Raw genomic sequence first — 16,231 nt, 5'->3', positions numbered from 1 at the left:
TTTAATAATGATCCTCATAAATACTTTCACAACTAACAGCATAATCTGACAAAATAGGCGCATTTGCACCCACAGAATCTGCAAAATCATCAGCTAATTCATCTAAAGTCTTTTCAAATTCTTCCTGAGTTATCAAAAACTCCTCTAAACCTGCTTTACTTTTCCTTTGTGCTTCTTGAATAATTAACTGTTGTAAATATTCACTCGCTGAACTATAACCACCTTCAACAATTTCGTGATCAATAAAACTTTTCAGTGATTCAGGTACAGAAATATTAATATTGGTCATAGTTTTGAACGTAGGTTTCACTAGGTTACTTATATATTAACATAATTTATGTTAATAATTGAGAGTTAATTAACTAACAGCAAAATCTGTATATTTTCGGACAGAAGGCAATTGAAAACCTAAAACAATATTTTCTTTTGGTACACCTAATTCAACCAATTCATTAGCAATTCCCACCTCTGTACCATCCTGCTGAATCCAGATTTTATCATCAATAATATCTAGATGTAAAACAGGTCCATAAATACGAGTTTGATCACGCCAACCTACATAAATTAATTGATAATGGTTATTTTCAAGATCAAAAATTGTCTGTGCTTGAATGCGTTTATCCCAAACCATACTAGCGTGTTGTTTCAGTAAGTTCTGAATATATTGCCGATATTCTTCTAATTTTGCCATTCTGCTATTACCTCTTTTTCAAAATTATAAACTACTAAATAAAGTTGATTCATTTTAATCACTGCTTGAATAAAAGGCAGTATAAAAAATTCATTGTAAACAGTAATAGGAACTGCTAAATATAAAGTCCGTTCTGGTTCTTGTTCTTGTAAAGCAAGACGATAAATTATAAATTGTCCTAATGCAGCATAAAGTTCTGTAATTTTTGAAGGATTAAGAAAACTTTTGATTTCTATAGCTATTTTTCGTCCTTCTTTTTCGGCTGCAATAACTTTTTCTGCTCCTAAATCAATATATAATTCTAATGTTCCCGCTTGCAATGGATAAGGATCATGACTGATGAACCAGCCCTCTTTTTCTAGTGCTGTTTTGACAATGTTATGAAAAGCATCTTTAGCTGGCACGGTGTTAATTCCAAAATTATAACTTGGTTTCACTAAGTTACTTATATATTAACATTTGACAGTTGGAATAAAAACTAAAAATCCATATTATAAAATTGTCTGCCTAATTCAGACGTAAATTACCAAAGCTGTAGATTGCTAATCTCTTGCAGCGGATAGAAATCTGAGAAGATGTCATAAATATTTATAAATGTTAATAATTCACAAAATAAATATATAATTTGACGTATTTTTTATTACAAAAATTCTCTAAATAAAATCCCAGAACATCTACCAATAGGGTATTCTCAAGACAGATAAATTTTAGTTTGCTATTAATTTTGTTAATTGTTACATTGCTCAAATTAGTGTAAAGACGACACAAAACTAGGACTTTTCATGCACATACCTGATGGATTTGTTTCTGTACCAGTTGCCGCAGTGACCAGTTTAGCCAGTGCGGCGGCTTTATTTGTAGCTTTTGAGCGATCGCAAACAGCTTTTGGTATTCGTCGCGCCCCCATATTAGGTTTAACCACAGCCTTTATTTTCGCCGCCCAAATGGTTAATTTTCCCGTAGCGGGGGGGACTAGCGGCCACCTATTGGGAGGGGCTTTAGCCGCGATTATCTTGGGTAGTCCTTGGGCGGGAATGTTATGTATTGCCACGGTTTTGATTATTCAAGCCGTGTTATTTGCTGATGGTGGAATTACTGCCTTGGGAGCAAATATTTTTAACATGGGAGTCATCGGCGTGTGGGTAGCTTGGGGATTAACGCAAACTTTGCAAAGACTATTTGGCGGTTTTCAAAGACTTTTACCCCTAGCAGGAGGGATAGCAGCGGGAGTAAGCGTAGTTGTCGCCGCTATGGCTTGTGCTATTGAATTAGCTCTTTCTGGGACAGCACCAGCCAACCTAGTTTTACCTACAATGACAGGTATACATATTTTGATCGGTGTTGGGGAAGGGGCGATTACCGGAGGTGTTCTAAATTACCTATCTACAACTCGTCCAGATTTGTTACCAGGTGAAGAACAGAAAATTAGAGGTTGGTTAGTTCCCGTTGTCAGTATTTTACTGATTTCTGGTGTATTATCCCTATGCGCTTCCGCTTGGCCTGATGGTTTGGAAAAGGTAGCAGAAAACTTAGGATTTATTGATTTAGCGGAAAACGTGCGGGTAATTGTCCCCACACCTTTAGCTGATTATAATATTCAGGGTTTGGGGAAAATTGGTACTAGTATTGCTGGGTTGGTAGGTGCTACAGCTTGCTTTGCTGTGGCTTTTGGCATTGCCAAAATTATCAGACCGAAAAATGCTTAATTAATTATGATGCAAATTTCCTTGCCATTACGCTTGCAATTATCCCTAATTATTGTAATTGGGGCGGCTTTTTTAAAGTATCATACTTGGTCTAATTTACTTGTCTATGGAGCGATCGCTCTTGTGTGGATTTATTTGTTACAAGTACCCCTACCCAAATTAGGCGGTCTACTGGGTGCAGAATTAATTTTTTTATCCCTCGTGGCCTTACCATTGGGATGGGAACGAGCTAGTTTTTTGCTTGTGCGTTCCCTAATTTGTTTAATTGTCATGAATGGCTTTTTATTAACCCTACCTCCCCATAGTTTGGGTATCGCTCTCAAAAGCTTACCGATACCTGCACCATTAAAGGAAAATCTGATTCTCGCTGGAGAATACTTAGAAATATTACTCTTAGAAGTGACGCGAATGCAGCGCAGCGCCCAACTACGTGGTTTAAATGGTACAGCAGGGTGGCTACGTTATGCTAGTGCTGCCATGATTGGGGCGTTGTATCTTCGCACCCTAGACAGATCGGAAAGAGTTTATGCTGCTATGGTAGCCCGTGGATATAACGGAAAATTACCTCTAGATTCCCCCCTCAAACCCAAAGAACGCTTTACCCTATTAATAGCTGGGGTGATAGCTACTTGTTTAACCCTAAGTTCCTACCTTACTGTTATTTGAGTGGTGAATCTTGACATCATTAACTTCTAATCCCCAAATTTCCCTTTCTCAACCCCATACTGCTGTTGTTGAAGTCCAAAATCTGGTTTACGCTTATCCACAACAGCACCCTGTATTACAAGAAATTTCTTTTAGCTTACAAACAGGCGATCGCGTCGCTTTAATGGGCGCTACTGGTTCAGGCAAAAGCACCTTATTAGAAAACCTAATTGGCTTAAAACATCCCCAAAGCGGCAAAATTTGGATTAACGGTGTACCGATATTGCCAAACACTTTACCGCAAATTAGGCAACAAATTGGTTTTAGCTTTCAAGATCCTCATGACCAATTATTTATGCCCACAATCCTGGAAGATATCACCTTTGGACCCCTTAACTATGGCATTTCCCCCATAGCTGCAAAGGAGAAAGCCCATCAACTATTAGCCGACTTTGGATTAGAATCCTACGCCCACCGTTCCGCTCATGAACTTTCTGGAGGACAAAGACGTTTAGCCGCCTTAGCGGCGATTTTAGCCCTAGATCCGTCAATTCTCATCTTGGACGAACCCACCAACGGACTAGATCCAGCATGGCGACGACATTTAGCCCAAGTATTATTAAAATTGCCTGTAAAAGTGATGTTAATAGCTTCCCATGATCTCCAGTGGCTAGGAAGACTCACCCAACGGGCTTTAGTTTTATCTAATGGTAAAATCCAAATAGATAGCGATATTCAACCACTGTTGCAAGATGGCAAAACCTTAGATAAACTGGGTTTGCCAGTAGATTGGTAAAGTATCGGCTGACAGGGATTTTGCTGGCCAATGAACCACGGTTTTTGTTTCGCGCAGAGGCGCGAAGTAGGAAAGGCGCGAAGAAGGAAGGTAATCTGTGGTTTAAATAGATAGGTGAACGGAAAAAACCAACATAAGTAACGAAAAGTAAAGTTACCCAAAACCTCTTCCCTGTTCCCTGTTCCCTGTTCCCTTGTCATAACGACAATTTTTAACGCCAACCTACTTAGATAAAAACTGCTGTCATATCTTTAATCTATGCTCTGCTTCCTATTTTCCTAAATTTGGGGGTTTAAATCCCTGTTTCCAACTCTCTTGAATTTTAAATTTTTAAGTTCTTAAATTCTTAAATGTTGTTTTCTCGTTATCCAGTTATTGCTCCTGTTGCTCTGAGCATTGCTTTATTAATTACTAGTTGTAGTGACAGTAAAACCTCCCAATGTCAGCGACTAATTAAAGCCGTTAATCAGGGTACATCACTGATTGATACCAAAAAAGGTCAGCAAGTATCAACTAGTTTAAAGTTATCTAAAGACTTGAAAAATGTCACTCAAGAACTTCAGAAATTGAACTTAAAAGATCCCAAATTAAAAGAATTTGAAACCAGTTTTATCAAAGTCTTTGATCATCTCAGTCAAGCCATAGGTAAAGCTGCTAAGGCTCTTGGCGATACTAAAACAGCAGAAGTATCTTCAGATGGTAAAATCAAAATTCAAAAAGCTAGAAGAGAAATTGATTCCGCACTGACAACCGCAGCCAAAACCGCTGGTAAACAAGCAGATACTTTAGCTGTTCAGTTGAATAAATATTGTAGCCAAGAACAATCAATTAAGAATTAAAAATAATCATTAACAAATGATAAGTAGGTGAACGGAAAAAACAACATAAGTAACGAAAAGTAAAGTTGTCCAAAACCTGTTCCCTGTTCCCTGTTCCCTGTTCCCTTGTCATAACGACAATTTTTAACACCAACCTACTTAATTAATTTCTACAATTATCACAATGTCCACAACGCCAATTAACAGTTGGTGTTTCAAAGCCAAAAGCATTTAATAAAAACCGCCAACGACACTGTTTAGTAGTGAGATATTCACTCAGTTTACCAGCTTGTAATTGGGTTTGTGCTGGCTTTCCTGACTGAGAAGAAATAGAATAATGAAAAGGATCAAGCCATTCCAATTGTCCGTTACTATGGAGAAGAGAAAGCGCCACCGCACTATCTGGAAATTCTTTAATTACACTATTTATTTCCCCTTGGGGTGGTAATTTCTTGACTAATTTTCGCGCTTTTTGTTGTTGTAATTGTAGTTGTTGTTCAAAAAATTTCTGTCTTTGTTTATCCCCAGGATCTAAAAATCCTGTCGGTTCACTGACCAAGGTTAAAACATCAGCAGGTTTCCCGTCTCTTCCCGCTCTCCCTATTTCTTGTACATATTCGGATAATAAATATGGTGCATGAAAATGAACCACCCAACGCACATCAGATTTATTTATCCCCATACCAAAAGCACAAGTAGAGACCACAAACAGGATTTTTCCACCTAACCAATTAGCTTCAATATTCCGGCGTTCTGTAGGGCTTAATCCTGCATGATAACTAGCAGTATGATAACCCCTTTCTATTAACCATTGGCTGAGATATTCGCTATCTTTTCGAGTTCTTACATAAATTAAACCAACTTGATTTGGTCGTTTTTGTATAAACTTTAATAATTGTTGTTTTCTTCCTCTAGGAGTCCACGCAATTCGGACAATAGGGTTTAAATTTTCTCGGTAGGGATTAATCTTAAAAATATCAGGTTTGTCTAATTTTAAAACTTGAGAAATAATCTTTTCAGCTACAGGATCAGCAGTGGCGGTAAAAGCTGCTATACTAATTTTTGTTCCTGGTGGTTTTGATTTTAGTAACGCTTCCCGCACAGTTCCCAACCGTTGGTAAGCTGGACGAAAACTATCACCCCATTGGACTAAACAATGGGCTTCATCTAGTATGAAACCATTAATTTGTAGTTGAGGATTACACAATTTTTGCCAAACTATTGGACTGAGTAAGGTTTCAGGAGCTAAATATAATAATCTTAATTCCTTTTTTTCTAAAGCTTGCAAAGTTTTCTGTCGTTGTAAAGCGGGTAATTCACTGTGCAAAAGTCCTGCTTTTTGCTGTTTTTGACGTAATTCCTCAACTTGGTTTTCCATTAGCGCCACCAAAGGAGAAATTACTAAAGTTAGTCCTGTGTTTAGTAGTGCGGGAAGTTGAAAACAAATAGATTTTCCCCCACCTGTGGGCATAATAATTAAAGCATCTTTTTTTGATATTAAACAGTTAACAATTTCCTTTTGGGGGGGACGAAAATCGTCATATCCCCAAATTGCTTTTAATGCTGTGCGAACATCATGATCAGATTGTGTTAAGGGAATATTCATTTTTTTACGACAAAATCACAAAGAAGAATAAATGGGAAAATAAGGAAAATATTTATCTTTACTCTTCCCACTGACAACTGACAACTGGCTAATGACCAATTAATTCTTGATCATTCCATTCTAAAGTATCACCAATGTTTTCTCCATTATGGTAAGCAGCCAGTAATACCTCACAGGTTTTACCATAGGATATCATGCCAGTGGCATCTAGAGCGATCGCTCCAAAATCCCTGTTATTTTTCTGCGCTTCTGTAAATGATTTCTGCATCGCATTCTGTAGAGACATTCCATCTGTTACCCTCACCACAACTTTAGCGGCTAAACACTCATCAATAATATCTTCACCAATACCTGTACAGCTAACACCCGCATGAAGATTTGCATAATTACCCGCTGGCATCGCTGAATCACTGACGCGCCCAATTCTTTCAAAGCCTTTACCACCTGTAGAAGTACCAGCAGCTAATTTACCATCACCATCTAAAGCCACAACACCAATAGTTCCACTACCCGCATTACTACTTAATGCCATCTCTGGTTCTGCTACCACCCCAGCCATAGTTCTTTGAAAATTACCTTGACGTTCTAGAGTCCATTCTTGCAAGCGCAAATCAGTTAAACCATTGTAACTAGGAATTTGTAACTCCCGCGCTAACTCAGCCGCACCATAATCAGACAAAACTCGGTCATCGGAATTTTGTAAAAATAATGCCATTTCAATCGGGTTTTTTACCCGTGACACATTAATTACACCACTAAAACGGCCAGTAGTCCCATCCATGATAGAAGCACTCATGCGAATTTGTCCATCAGATTGCAGTACAGAACCAGTACCAGCATTAAAGCGTGGCTCATCTTCTAACATTTGACAGCCTCGAACTACAGCCTCTGTTGCATTTGCACCATTCAGTAAAAGAGTATAAACATCTGCAACTATTTTAGATAGAGAGTTGCGAACCGCTATCAATCCCCCCTTACCTTGCAGAGAACTACCAGCGCCACCATGAATAATTAATTTAGGTTGTACTTGTAATGTCATGTTATTTTCTTATTTGTTCGTTATTATATTAAATGTTAATTGTCAATTAACTATTGTCAATAGGACTGATGCAAGTGTCACAAAAAATTATAGATAAAATATCATAAAATATGATAAATATAATATGATTTGTAGTCAGGGCTTTAGCCCTGATCAGTCTTACCATAGTGTTTAGCAGATAGGACTAAAGTCCTAACTACGATTTCATCTTATTATCCCAGTTGCGTCAGTCGTGGTCAATGTTCCCTAAGTCTCATCTTTAGCCTGAGAACGACGACGACGACAACGTTCCGAACAATATTTTACTTCATCCCAACAATCTTGCCATTTTTTCCGCCAAGTAAAGGCACGTTGACAGACTACACAAATTTTTTCCGGTAAATCGGATTTAGAACGAACACGGTTCATAATAATCAAAGTAATAGGTAATTGGCCATAGGTGAGTTGATTAACCTCTTCCGGCGCGAAACAAAAACCGTGGTTCATTTACATGAAAATCGCTGTAAGTAATACCTACAAAAAATAAGGGCAAAGTAATTCTGCCCTTACTATGTATTATATGCCTTATGTGACTTCACAACTCTTGCTGTTTTATGAGAGTTTCCAGAGTTGCCCAAAACGATGATTTTGGCAATTATCAACGGAATTACCAGGTTTTTTTCCACTTAACTCACATAAGCTCTATTATTGATTATTTGACTGTATTATGGTAAATTTAGTAATAAATTTTACCACCACCCCATTTTGTACCAACAACCTTTGGTTGTAAGAGAATATGTCCAGCAATTGCTTTCAAGTCTTCCTCTGTCAGATTTCGCATGACTGGGAAAATATTCGCACTCTTGATACTGGGATGGATTTCAGAAATTTCTGTTACACCATCATAGGTGGTCGGATTTTTAAGATAGTCTACCAAACCTTCAATATTATTACGGTTGGGTAAAGCACCTGCTAAAGCTTCTGGTTCAAGTCCCACGTTTTGATTAGTTTTAGTAACTCCACCCGCATGACATTGAGCGCAAGCGAAATTAAATAATCTTTTGCCTTCTTTGACCTGTTTCAAACTGAGGACAACGGTATCGCCTTGGGCATTTAATGGTACTGTGCGAATAGCTTCATCTAGTTCTACCGCTGTTGCATTACCGACAAGCAACTGTAATGTCAGTAAAATAGTAACCACAACAACCCCAATTAGTCTTCTAAACATATTTCCCCTTCAAGATTTTGATCATTAACACAAGTTTTGATAGCGATACTAAATTTCTATACCGTTCATGACTGATGGGTGATTTGTCTTTGCTAATAGCTATTAGCATTAATTATTGTTGGCAAAACTTTGGCATTACCGAAAATAGTTGAGACATAATTACCTTCATACCGTCTAACTCCAGTGGAGTCGGATGCTATTCATAGGTAATTAAGAGTTGGTTAGACAAAAAACAATCCTTCTACAGAATGACTGTAGTAGGCTGTTATCTCTGCTATTAATAGCTTTGGACAACCCATAACATTTGTGAACTTATCATAGAAATTGAGTCACTGTAATACCAATATCATGTTAGGAGTCCAATTTGTTGCCAAAACTTGAGACTCTCATAATCTGATTGCTGCAAATAATCTCAGCCAAGATTGGCGTGAGTCTATTATACTTAGTAATCCACAAGGATACTGACTATAGTTGCCCAGATCAGATTACCACCCCACAAAATTTATCCGGTAACAAAGCTAAAATTGTTACTTTTGTTGTTGTTGTGAAATAGAAAGGGTATAATTATGATTCTGTTTTGATAATTCACCCACATACACTGAGTATTTTCCCTTAGTCCAGTAACCAGAAAGTTTTGGTTTACTTTTCAGATCATCATTACTAAGTACACAGAACCGACCCCCTGGACCATCAATTAATAGCGTTGCTTGTCCTTCACTCTCTAATCTTAACTGTAGATATGGTACTGAATCTGTGATTTCAATCAGTTGACTAGGTGTAGTGGAAATATACCCGCAATCAGTATTAACTGTTCCCCCGGACATACCAGTTAAAATTATTGGGTCTATCTGGAGAGGATTTTTAATTTCAGTAATTGGGGGTTTGGCAAAACTAGCCTCATTAAGCAATAAACTTATTGCTAACCCCAAGGGAACAATTGTCAATGGTCTCAAAGTCTTCATGTTATTTCTACACCCCTTTAGGTTGATAACGTAATTTGTCAATGAACTTACCCAAAACAGAGCAGAAGTAGGGTAATTCATGAGCTACCCCACCTATATAATAACGTTTATAGCTACGCCACCCGCGCTATCAGCTACATTTTGCATAAATCCTCTAGTCTTAGTTAGACTAAAGTTAGTAGCTAGTTAGTGATTTGCCAAACTGAGAAACTGTGTAGTATTAGAGGATGTTTAGTCGGAGTACGGGAAATATTGGAAAGCTTACGTTAGGCTAGATAAAACTGCAAAATAACGGATTATTTCATCCGTGTAAATCCTGATCAAATTTCCTGATGTTAAAACTGCAACATCTTCAAAAGACTAATACAGGGTGGTCATTGGATCAACGAGATCCAAAGTTCATCGAATCTATGATGCCCATATTGGGCTTGTTATATAACTTTTACTTTCGAGTCCAAACCAGTGGCTGGGAAAATGTCCCAGATGAAAAAATTCTCGTTGTCGGTTCTCATAATGGCGGACTAGCATCTCCAGACACATCAATGATGTTATATGATTGGTATCGTCGCTTTGGTGTACAACGCCAGATTTATGGGTTAATGCACCCCAAGGTTTGGGATGTCTTCCCTCCAGCAGCAGAAATGGCGATGAAAGCCGGTGCAGTCAGAGCGCATCCCAAAATGGCTTACACGGCTTTGCGGGCTGGTGCTAGTGTCTTAGTTTATCCTGGTGGTGCTGAGGATGTCTTTCGCCCCCATGCAATGCGAGATAAAATTTACTTTGCTCAACGTCAGGGGTTTATTAAGTTAGCTCTGCGGGAAAATGTCCCTATTGTTCCGGCGATTTCCTGGGGTTCACATGATACCCTGATTGTTCTAGCTGATATATATCAGATCATGCAGAAATTCCATAACATGGGGATGCCTTGGATATTTGGAGTTGACCCTTTAGTTTTCCCTATTTATCTAGGATTACCTTGGGGACTGGCTTTTGGTCCGTTACCTAATATTCCCTTACCCATATCTATCTATACTAGGGTTTGTCCCCCGATTGTGTTCCCACGCTATGGGAAACAAGCCGCAAGCGATCGCACCTATGTTAATGAATGTTATGAGTTAGTCAGAAGCAAAATGCAGCAGGAGTTAGATACTCTCATCCAACAAGCTACTTATTAACATTGGCCTGGCGGTCTCTAGTCGCCAGGTATTTTTAATTAATAACGGATTCATAATAGGTAATTGGACTCTGTTACCTGAGACTTGACGCTTAAAAAGTCAAAAATTGAGGAAATTGCACCTTAATTGTTCGGTTGTACGACTTTGACTTCTTCACACCAAGGTCTATAATCCCATGATTATAAGGTGCAAACATCTCCCTAGCCACCGTTAGCTACTGTAGCAATTCTGCAATCAAGGGACAAAAACCTATGTACAAATGGATTTTGCCAAGTCTCAAGGAAGTTTTATCTTCAAGTCAGTCTCATAAGGCTGACTGTTCCACGGCTAAGGCCGAACATCAATGGTGTGTCAGTCTCGCGGCCACAGAAAACCTGCTGTTGGGTTTTTTCCGGTCCCTGACTACGACTTTACCCCATACTAACCCAGGTTTGGTTTTAGCCGCACCTGCCCCCTTATTTAGTCACCCAGAACTAACACAACATTTACAAACGATAACTTTTTCTGCAAAACCTTTTAACCCTTTGGCTTTGATGCCGTTTATTATCCCCCCAGAAATCCTCCAGAATGTAAATAACATTAATAATATTAATAATATTAATAATATAGAAACTATTTCTCCTGAAACTCCTACTTTTCAAGAATCTATTTTACCTTTATTACCGGCTGATCCTCTCGCAGCAGAGCAGTTTTGTTTAGTCTTTACAGATGAATTTAGATTAGTGCTGGTTTTGTCTGAACTTGAAAATGGTCAGAAAGAGTTTTTATTTTCCTTTGCACCAGAAATAGTACAACAAGCTTGGCAATCTTTAGGCTCTAGGGTAGTTTTAACTAATCCAGAATTGTTTGCTGATTTAGATACTAAAGTCCAAAACTATCCTTTAGTTGCTCCAGACTATCACACTATCATGCAATTTAGTAAATTATTACTTCAGGAATTAACTATCCCAGAAAGTAATCCACAAGTTACCCATACTTTATCATCTGTTCCTTCACCTACTCCACCGCCAAAACATCCATCTCGTCCTGATGTAGAATTACTACAAGCTTTTGCCCATGAAGTCCGCACCCCTTTAACAACAATTCGCATGATGACACGGTTGCTATTAAAACACCAGGATTTACCTGTCAATGTTATCAGTCGTCTGGAAGTTATTGATCATGAATGTACTGATCAAATTGACAGAATGGAGTTATTATTTAAGGCAGCCGAATTAGAAAACTTATCCCAACAACCCCTAGTCTCAAAATTTTCCCAAGCTGTCCATGCTCAACTAACACCAATGTGTTTAGATCAAGTATTAAAGCAAAGTATTCCCCGTTGGCAACAAGCAGCAACTCGCCGTAATTTAACTTTAAATGTGGTCTTGCCTAAGCAACTGCCAACGGTGGTTAGTAATCCTGCTATGCTAGACCGGGTACTCACAGGTTTAATGGAGAATTTTACTCGCAGTTTACCCCCCGGAAGTTGTATTCAAGTCCAAGTAATGACCGCTGGTGATCAACTAAAATTACAATTGTCACCTCAGTTTAATTGTCAAGATCCCCAAAGCTCCATGACAACACCACCAATTCGTAAATCTTTAGGTCAATTATTAATGTTCCAACCAGAAACAGGCGTAATTACTTTAAATATAGCTGCAACTAAACATTTATTTCAAGCAATTGGTGGCAAGTTGATTGTCCGTCAACGTCCTCAAAATGGCGAAGTGTTGACGATTTTCTTGCCTGTAGAAAGTTAAATAACTCGGAATTTTTCTCTGTCATAGGCAATTCTTATTTTGGGAAATTTTCTTCTCGACGCTGGTAACAAAAAATAAACAACAGAAGTGTTTACAAATATGATAAAGTTAACAATACCTTGTCCATTTTTTGTAGGTCTGGTTAAGCAACAGCGCAACCCGACGCTCATGTTGGGTTATGGCTTCGCCACACTTCGTGAACGTACCTCAACCCAACCTACAAATCAAGACTTTTTTCAATTTGGACAAGGTATTGAATTAAAAAACTTAATTCTTTTATTCCCCATGATTACAACATTAGTTAGTCTCTTAGTTGGTTTAGAAGTTTTGAACTCAAAAATTGTATTAGCAAAACCCATAAAAAGTCCAATTATTAAAGGATCTTGTGGGGGGAAACAAAAATGCGAAACATTGTTTAAACAATTAACTAAACTCTATCCAGAATATATCAAAGGATATAAAAAGCAATGTCCAGCTAATAAAATTATCGGTTTAGAAGTTTTTGATGAAAAGAAAAAAGTTTCTCTTACTTGTTGGGATGCTAAAAAACTTAAAGATGGTAGTCGTGAGGGATTTTCTTTAGGTAAATTACCAACTCTAGGAAACGAATATAAATTTTTAACACCCTTACCCACCGATCCACCCTATGCTAAATATCTACAAGAAAAATACAGTAATCAAGTCAAAAAAGCTCAATTTGAATGTGCTACAAAATGGGGAGCTTTCAACTTTTTAATATCAGAAGATAAAAAATTCATAGAACTCCAATGTTATTTTCAAGGTGGAGTAGGTTTCACAGATGATAATAATGATTGGGTAAAAGACGGTGAAACCAGAGGTGCTGGAGTTGATGAAATTTTAGGAACTTTTCCCCTACCTACTGCAAATAAATAGTCAAATTGAGAACTCTATGGCAAATTTAGCAAAAAGTAAATCCCACCAGCGACTAAAACGCCAACTACTCATCGTGATGTTAGTGATTTTTGGCTCAAGTGTGGCTATGGGCTGTATATTCGGATTCGCCACCAGCGCCCACGGTGCAAATCCTGTAAACTCTTAACTTTGTGCCTTTGTGCGAAACATAATTTCTCACGGCAAAATGTGACGATTAGGCAGTTTCAATATTAAAATAATAATTAAAACCACTGATTGTATATAAGTGATCAGTTTTTTAATTCGGTTTTTGAGTAAATTCTCATTTTCCACCCACCCATAAGCAAAGCGGCTGGGTGAGATTAAACGTCTATAATCATATAGCCAAAGCTTGAATCTCCATCCTTCCTGATTTAATTCTATAAACTGCCATGCTAAAACTTTTGTTGGGCGATCCCAACGCTCGTAAACTTAAAAAATACCAACCTGACATTACAGAAATTAACCTCTTAGAGGAAGATATTAAACCGCTTTCTGATGAACAGTTAAGGGCTAAAACCGTCGAGTTTAAACAACGACTATCTAAGGGTGAGACCCTAGATGATATTTTACCAGAAGCTTTTGCTGTGGTTCGGGAATCAGGTCGACGTGTTTTGGGATTGCGCCACTTTGATGTTCAATTACAAGGCGGTATAATCCTTCACAATGGGCAAATCGCTGAAATGAAAACCGGTGAGGGAAAAACCTTGGTAGCGACTTTACCAAGTTACTTAAATGCCTTGACTGGTAAGGGCGCTCACGTAATTACCGTTAACGATTATCTAGCCCGTCGGGACGCAGAATGGATGGGTCAAGTACATCGGTTCTTGGGTTTGAGTGTGGGGCTAATTCAGTCTACAATGACCCCCAGTGAACGCAAAAAAAATTATGATTGTGACATTACTTATGTAACAAATAGTGAAATAGGTTTTGATTACCTGCGGGATAATATGGCTACCTCTATGTCCGAGGTGGTGCAACGGCCATTTAATTTCTGCGTCATTGACGAGGTAGATTCAATTTTAGTTGATGAAGCCCGGACACCCCTGATTATTTCTGGTCAGGTGGAAAGACCTACGGAAAAATATTTACAAGCTGCGGAAATTTCTTTTACTCTCAAAAAAGATGAACATTACGAAGTTAATGAAAAGGATCGTAATGTTCTTTTGACAGATGAGGGTTTTGCTGAAGCAGAAAATCAACTAGGTGTGACAGATTTATTTGACCCGGAAGACCCTTGGGCGCATTTTATCTTTAATGCAATTAAAGCGAAGGAATTGTTCCTCAAAGATGTCAATTATATTGTCCGCAATGATGAAGTTGTGATTGTAGACGAATTTACGGGGCGGGTATTGCCCGGTAGGCGTTGGAGTGATGGATTACACCAGGCAATTGAGGCGAAAGAACGGGTAGAAATTCAGCCAGAAACCCAAACTTTGGCGACCATTACCTATCAAAACCTGTTTTTGCTGTATCCCAAGTTGGGGGGAATGACGGGAACTGCAAAAACCGAAGAGGTGGAATTTGAAAAGATTTATAAACGAGAAGTTACAATTATCCCCACAAATCAGCCCAGAAGACGGGAAGATTTATCTGATATGGTGTTTAAAACCGAATCAGGGAAATGGAGAGCGATCGCTAAAGAATGTGCCGAAATGCACGAAAATGGTAGACCTGTGTTAGTGGGGACAACTAGTGTCGAAAAATCTGAACTCCTGAGCCGACTCCTCAAAGAAATGGAAATTCCCCATGAGTTACTCAACGCTAGACCAGAAAACGTAGAACGAGAAGCGGAAATTATCGCCCAAGCTGGACGCAGTGGGGCTGTAACTATCGCTACTAATATGGCGGGACGTGGTACAGATATCATTCTCGGTGGTAACTCTGAGTATATGGCCAGGTTGAAACTGCGGGAATATTTTATGCCCCGCATTGTCACACCGGAAGATGATGATAGTTTTGGTATCCAGAGGGCTTCTGGATTACCTATAGGTGGTAGCGGTGGTGGACAGGGTTTTGTTCCAGGAAAAAAGGTGAAAACTTGGCGGGCTTCTCCAGAAATTTTCCCCACCCAATTAACAAAGGAAACAGAACAGCTTTTAAAAGCGGCGGTAGAGGCGGCTGTCAAGGCTTACGGCGAACGTAGTTTACCGGAGTTGGAAGCAGAAGATAAAGTGGCTGTAGCGGCGGAAAAAGCCCCTACGGATGATGTGGTAATTCAGAAATTGCGGGCGGCCTACCAAGAGATTAAACGTGAATATGAGGAATTTACCAGCCGCGAACATGATCAAGTAGTAGCACGAGGGGGTTTGCACGTCATTGGTACAGAGCGCCACGAATCACGACGCATTGATAATCAATTACGCGGACGGGCGGGAAGACAAGGCGACCCCGGAACTACAAGATTTTTCCTCAGTTTAGAAGATAACCTATTACGCATCTTTGGAGGCGATCGCGTTGCTGGATTGATGAATGCGTTTCAAGTCGAAGAAGATATGCCTATTGAATCGGGTATGTTGACTCGCAGCTTAGAAGGCGCACAGAAAAAGGTAGAAACCTATTACTACGATATCCGTAAACAGGTATTTGAGTATGACGAGGTGATGAATAACCAACGTCGGGCTATTTATGCGGAACGTCGTCGGGTCTTGGAAGGCGAAGATTTGAAGGAACAGGTGATCAAATACGCACACCAAACCATGGACGACATCGTTGATTATTACATTAACCCTGATTTACCTTCGGAAGAATGGGAATTGGAGAAGTTAGTGAGTAAGGTAAAAGAGTTTGTTTACCTGTTGGCTGATATGCAGTCTAGCCAGTTGGAAGATATGGGAATTTTGGAAATTAAAGCTTTCCTCCATGAACAAGCGCGAATTGCTTATGATCTCAAAGAAGCGCAAATTGACCAGATTCAACCAGGATTAATGCG

At 38.9% G+C, this 16,231-nt stretch carries 19 protein-coding genes; 9 read left to right on the top strand and 10 right to left on the bottom strand.

The features are described 5' to 3' along the window. Position 1: 1 nt before the first annotated feature. The 3 genes from ACIR310F_RS0109935 to ACIR310F_RS0109925 form a co-directional block, all read right to left on the bottom strand. Complete coding sequence (locus tag ACIR310F_RS0109935) at positions 2–289, bottom strand: ribbon-helix-helix domain-containing protein (RefSeq protein ID WP_028083708.1); 288 nt, start codon at positions 287–289, stop codon at positions 2–4. 69 nt (positions 290–358) lie between these two features. Next, positions 359–691, bottom strand: coding sequence for a XisI protein (locus tag ACIR310F_RS0109930; protein ID WP_028083707.1), 333 nt, complete (start codon positions 689–691; stop codon positions 359–361). After that, the gene (locus ACIR310F_RS0109925) at positions 679–1,095 is read right to left on the bottom strand and encodes a XisH family protein (RefSeq protein WP_028083706.1); all 417 of its coding nucleotides are present in this window, start codon (positions 1,093–1,095) and stop codon (positions 679–681) included. The genes ACIR310F_RS0109930 and ACIR310F_RS0109925 overlap by 13 nt, the downstream gene beginning before the upstream one ends. 378 nt (positions 1,096–1,473) lie before the next feature. On the opposite strand from ACIR310F_RS0109925, the gene ACIR310F_RS0109920 reads away from it, so the two are divergent. From ACIR310F_RS0109920 to ACIR310F_RS0109910, 3 genes are read left to right on the top strand one after another with little or no spacing between them, the layout of a single operon-like run. Beyond that, on the top strand, positions 1,474–2,397 hold the full coding sequence (locus tag ACIR310F_RS0109920) for an energy-coupling factor ABC transporter permease (protein ID WP_028083705.1): 924 nt from the start codon (positions 1,474–1,476) through the stop codon (positions 2,395–2,397). A gap of 6 nt (positions 2,398–2,403) precedes the next feature. After that, positions 2,404–3,063, top strand: a complete 660-nt coding sequence (locus ACIR310F_RS0109915; protein WP_028083704.1) for an energy-coupling factor transporter transmembrane component T family protein — start codon at positions 2,404–2,406, stop codon at positions 3,061–3,063. A gap of 10 nt (positions 3,064–3,073) precedes the next feature. Then, complete coding sequence (locus tag ACIR310F_RS0109910) at positions 3,074–3,838, top strand: energy-coupling factor ABC transporter ATP-binding protein (RefSeq protein ID WP_028083703.1); 765 nt, start codon at positions 3,074–3,076, stop codon at positions 3,836–3,838. Here the strand turns inward: ACIR310F_RS0109910 and ACIR310F_RS25475 are convergent. Then, a complete protein-coding gene (locus tag ACIR310F_RS25475) occupies positions 3,778–4,038 on the bottom strand; it encodes a hypothetical protein (RefSeq protein ID WP_155963738.1) in 261 nt (86 codons plus the stop codon). The two genes, ACIR310F_RS0109910 and ACIR310F_RS25475, sit on opposite strands and share 61 nt — an antisense overlap. 150 nt (positions 4,039–4,188) lie before the next feature. On the opposite strand from ACIR310F_RS25475, the gene ACIR310F_RS0109905 reads away from it, so the two are divergent. Beyond that, entirely contained in the window at positions 4,189–4,677 is a 489-nt protein-coding gene (locus ACIR310F_RS0109905; RefSeq protein WP_028083702.1) for a hypothetical protein, read from the top strand. Here the strand turns inward: ACIR310F_RS0109905 and ACIR310F_RS27320 are convergent. From ACIR310F_RS27320 to ACIR310F_RS0109880, 6 genes are all read right to left on the bottom strand, one after another. Next, the gene (locus tag ACIR310F_RS27320) at positions 4,667–4,789 is read right to left on the bottom strand and encodes a hypothetical protein (protein WP_269208353.1); all 123 of its coding nucleotides are present in this window, start codon (positions 4,787–4,789) and stop codon (positions 4,667–4,669) included. The two genes, ACIR310F_RS0109905 and ACIR310F_RS27320, sit on opposite strands and share 11 nt — an antisense overlap. 30 nt (positions 4,790–4,819) lie before the next feature. Next, on the bottom strand, positions 4,820–6,262 hold the full coding sequence (locus ACIR310F_RS0109900) for a RecQ family ATP-dependent DNA helicase (protein WP_028083701.1): 1,443 nt from the start codon (positions 6,260–6,262) through the stop codon (positions 4,820–4,822). An 88-nt stretch (positions 6,263–6,350) separates the two neighbouring features. Beyond that, entirely contained in the window at positions 6,351–7,301 is a 951-nt protein-coding gene (locus tag ACIR310F_RS0109895; RefSeq protein ID WP_028083700.1) for an isoaspartyl peptidase/L-asparaginase, read from the bottom strand. A 246-nt stretch (positions 7,302–7,547) separates the two neighbouring features. After that, positions 7,548–7,709, bottom strand: coding sequence for a DUF2256 domain-containing protein (locus ACIR310F_RS22030; RefSeq protein ID WP_071604815.1), 162 nt, complete (start codon positions 7,707–7,709; stop codon positions 7,548–7,550). Positions 7,710–8,016: 307 nt separating this feature from the next. Continuing rightward, complete coding sequence (gene psbV, locus ACIR310F_RS0109885) at positions 8,017–8,508, bottom strand: photosystem II cytochrome c-550 (RefSeq protein WP_028083699.1); 492 nt, start codon at positions 8,506–8,508, stop codon at positions 8,017–8,019. Between the two features lie 527 nt (positions 8,509–9,035). Beyond that, positions 9,036–9,470: a hypothetical protein gene (locus ACIR310F_RS0109880; RefSeq protein ID WP_028083698.1), complete on the bottom strand. Its 435-nt coding sequence runs from the start codon at positions 9,468–9,470 to the stop codon at positions 9,036–9,038. A 332-nt stretch (positions 9,471–9,802) separates the two neighbouring features. Between ACIR310F_RS0109880 and ACIR310F_RS0109875 the strand changes: the two genes are divergently transcribed. The 5 genes from ACIR310F_RS0109875 to secA all read left to right on the top strand — a co-directional run. Continuing rightward, positions 9,803–10,645, top strand: coding sequence for a lysophospholipid acyltransferase family protein (locus ACIR310F_RS0109875; RefSeq protein WP_028083697.1), 843 nt, complete (start codon positions 9,803–9,805; stop codon positions 10,643–10,645). A 251-nt stretch (positions 10,646–10,896) separates the two neighbouring features. Then, positions 10,897–12,387 carry a sensor histidine kinase gene (locus ACIR310F_RS0109870; RefSeq protein ID WP_028083696.1) on the top strand — a complete coding sequence of 497 codons (1,491 nt, stop codon included), beginning with the start codon at positions 10,897–10,899 and terminating at the stop codon, positions 12,385–12,387. A gap of 99 nt (positions 12,388–12,486) precedes the next feature. Continuing rightward, positions 12,487–13,281 (top strand): hypothetical protein, encoded by a 795-nt coding sequence (locus ACIR310F_RS22025; RefSeq protein ID WP_155963736.1) that lies wholly within the window; start codon positions 12,487–12,489, stop codon positions 13,279–13,281. A 16-nt stretch (positions 13,282–13,297) separates the two neighbouring features. After that, complete coding sequence (locus ACIR310F_RS24840) at positions 13,298–13,447, top strand: hypothetical protein (RefSeq protein WP_196803196.1); 150 nt, start codon at positions 13,298–13,300, stop codon at positions 13,445–13,447. A gap of 244 nt (positions 13,448–13,691) precedes the next feature. Further along, the coding region (secA, locus tag ACIR310F_RS22020) for a preprotein translocase subunit SecA (protein ID WP_231387460.1) at positions 13,692–16,231 on the top strand (2,540 nt) is incomplete at its 3' end.

The organism is Dolichospermum circinale AWQC310F (assembly GCF_000426925.1).
GTDB lineage: Bacteria > Cyanobacteriota > Cyanobacteriia > Cyanobacteriales > Nostocaceae > Dolichospermum > Dolichospermum circinale.
Note: the sequence above shows the minus strand (reverse complement) of the source record. Positions and strands in the feature narration are given on the sequence as shown.